Source organism: Burkholderia sp. Ac-20349, from assembly GCF_017104865.1.
Taxonomy (GTDB): Bacteria; Pseudomonadota; Gammaproteobacteria; order Burkholderiales; family Burkholderiaceae; genus Burkholderia; species Burkholderia aenigmatica.
On the sequence record NZ_JAAGPM010000377.1, the window covers coordinates 1 to 255 of the forward strand.

Below are 255 nucleotides of genomic sequence, written 5' to 3' on the forward strand. Positions count from 1 at the left end.
CCAGCTCCCCGTAGCTTTTCGCAGGCTACCGCGTCCTTCATCGCCTGTGATCGCCAAGGCATCCACCACATGCACTTGTTCGCTTGACCCTATAACGAGTCTGTCTCGTTACAGGTTGAGTTCTCGCGTTGTGCCGTATTCCAATTGAGTCAAACATAGAGTTCGAATCATCTTGAGATACATCGATACAATCACAACCCGGATAGTTTTCACGTCCATCTCAAGACGCTTCCGCTATCCAAATTACTTACTTCT

At 48.2% G+C, this 255-nt stretch carries 1 rRNA gene; it reads right to left on the minus strand.

From position 1 onward, the window contains the following. Nucleotides 1-89: ribosomal RNA gene (locus G3N61_RS39330) — 23S ribosomal RNA — on the minus strand; the annotation flags it as partial. Nucleotides 90-255 lie beyond the last annotated feature (166 nt).